The following is a 2,444-nucleotide window of genomic DNA, read 5'->3' on the forward strand; positions in this document are numbered from 1 at the left end:
CGCCAGGGTGGTGTCGGTCATCAGAACTCCTTTGTCCTCGGCCGCCATCGCAGCGGCTTCCCGCCAGCCTCGTGCACACCGCACCCGAGGGGAACCCGCCAGCCGAGGCCGATCCTGCGCCGTGCGTCCGCCGAGTGGCGGGTTCTCCTGCGCCGAGGGTGAGGACTCCCTTGAAGGGCATCGACGCCCTGGCTAGCCTGGCGCCACAGGGAAGGAGTGCACGCATGATTCGAGTACTCGACGAACAGCAGGCCTATGAGCTGCTGACCACGACCACGATCGGGAGGATCGGCTTCGTCCACGAGGAGCGGGTGCAGATCTATCCGGTGAACTTCGCGCTGTCAGGGCGCGATCTGGTGCTGCGCACATCGCCCGAGGGCGTCCTCGCCGATCTCACGCGAGAAGCCGCCACGCCGGCCGCGTTCGAGGTGGACTACCACGACCCGCTCGGCAGCACGGCATGGAGCGTGCTGGTGCACGGCACACTGTCTCGGGTGGCGGACGACGACGTCGCCGGCGTCGCCGCGCGCGTCAATCCGTGGGCGGGAGAGGATCGCGATCTTCCCCTCGCCCTCCAGATCGAGAGCATCGCCGGACGCAGCGTGCGCCGCGAATCCACGCGGGGGAAGATCTGAGCCGACCGCTGTGACGTCCTCCTGCTGAACGCGTGATCAGGAAGCGAGCGCCAGCCCCGCGGCGAGCGCGAAGCCCAGCACGGTCGCGAGTCCCGTGGATTCCTTGGCCTTGGACTGCGCCTCGGGGACCATCGAGTCGACCAGCATCACCAGCAGCGCCCCGGCTGCGAAACCGCTCGCCGCCGAGCGGAAGTCGTCGCCCGTGATGCTCGCGAGGCCGAACCCCGCGACGGTCGCGAGCGCGCAGACCACGGCCACGCCCGCCCACAGCAGCAGCACCCGCGACTTCGCCATGCCGCCTTCGAGCAGGTCGGCAGCCGAGCCGATCGACTCCGGCAGGTTCGAGACCAGGATGGCGACCACGAGCGCGATGCTGACCGGCTCACCGGATGCGAGTCCGATGCCGAGCACGAGCTGCTCCGGGATGCCGTCGAGCAGGGCGCCCACCGCGAGCTGTCCTCCGCCGGCCTGCTCCTTGGTCTTCGCCGCTCGGGCATCGAGGATGCGGTCGGCGATGTAGTAGCTGATCGCTCCCGCCGCGACACCCACCACGAGGGGGATGGGACCGGCGAGGTCGAGCCCTTCCTCCCACAGCTCGAAGGCGATCGATGCCATGAGAGCGCCGGCGCCGAAGCCCAACACGATGCCGAGCCACTTCGGCGGCCACGTACGCAGCAGTGCGAGCACTGCACCGACGAACAGCGGTGCTGCTGCCACCGCGCCCCACAGGATTGCTGCGCCCATGTCCGACCTCCGTGCGCCTACTCTCCCACTTCATCGCGCCTCCGCCGGCCCAGCCTCGGCGAAAACGGAGACGTGTCGCGCGTACCGCGGCGAGCCGCACCATGACACACCGTGTCGCGGGCGATGCTCCTCCGTTTTCGCATGGCTCGCGCACCGCCGATGCATAGGATGACGGGAACGGGAGCGAGGCGGAGATGCACGACAGACCGACCGAGGTGCTGCGCGTTCCGGCGTTCGCCCTCTTCTGGTCGTCGTCGACTCTCGGCGCGTTCACCGGCTCCGTGACCGCCGTCTCCTTCCAGGTCCTGATCGTCACGACACTGGGGGCCTCTGCGTTCGAGATCGGTCTGCTCAACGCCGCGAACGTCGTGCCGTACCTGCTGTTCGGGCTCATCGTCGGCGCCCTGATGGACCGCTGGCGGCGCAAGCCCGCCATGGTCATCGCGAGCATCGGCCGCGCGCTCACGCTGGGTCTCGTGCCGGTGCTGTGGTTCACGGGGACTCTGTCCGTGTGGTCGTTCGGCGCCCTGCTCCTGCTCTACGGCGCGCTCACGCTCATCGCCGATTCCGCTGCGCAGCCGATGCTGCCCCGCCTCGTCGGCCGCGATCAGCTGTTGGCGGCGAACGCGAGACTCGGTCAAGCAGGCACCGTCGCCCAGACGACGGGGCAGGCCTTCGGCGGCGCACTCGTCGGCTGGCTGGGGGCACCGTTCGCCATCCTGATCGATGCCGTCGCGTACGTCGTCAACGCCGTTCTCCTGAGCCGCATCCGTGTCGAGGAGGTGAAAGCGTCACGCCGCACCGACGGCCGGCACCTAGGGCACGACATCATGGAAGGCCTGCGCTGGACCTACTCCCACCGAACGCTTGCGCCCATGGCCGTGTCGGTGAACGTCTGGTTCCTGGGCAACAGCATCGCGCTGACGGCATTCGCGCCGTACGCGCTGCGAGAGCTCGGCGTCGGCGCACTGCTGTTCGGCGTCGTGCTCGCGATGGGTGGGCTCGGCGGCCTGATCGGGGCACTCCTCGCCCCCACGTCGGGTCGCCGGTTCGGAGTCGGCGGCG

Annotated in this window: 3 protein-coding genes; 2 read left to right on the forward strand and 1 reads right to left on the reverse strand. The window is 69.4% G+C overall.

Annotated elements, in window-relative coordinates:
* The first annotated feature begins 224 nt into the window (after positions 1-224).
* Entirely contained in the window at positions 225-635 is a 411-nt protein-coding gene (locus AX744_RS01210) for a pyridoxamine 5'-phosphate oxidase family protein (protein WP_046748050.1), read from the forward strand.
* 36 nt (positions 636-671) lie between these two features.
* Here AX744_RS01210 and AX744_RS01215 read toward each other — a convergent pair whose 3' ends face one another.
* A complete protein-coding gene (locus AX744_RS01215) occupies positions 672-1,379 on the reverse strand; it encodes a ZIP family metal transporter (protein WP_046748049.1) in 708 nt (235 codons plus the stop codon).
* A 194-nt stretch (positions 1,380-1,573) separates the two neighbouring features.
* On the opposite strand from AX744_RS01215, the gene AX744_RS01220 reads away from it, so the two are divergent.
* On the forward strand, positions 1,574-2,444 hold an 871-nt coding region (locus AX744_RS01220), incomplete at its 3' end, for an MFS transporter (RefSeq protein ID WP_061015173.1).

The organism is Microbacterium sp. CCH5-D1 (assembly GCF_001557335.1).
GTDB lineage: Bacteria > Actinomycetota > Actinomycetes > Actinomycetales > Microbacteriaceae > Microbacterium > Microbacterium oxydans.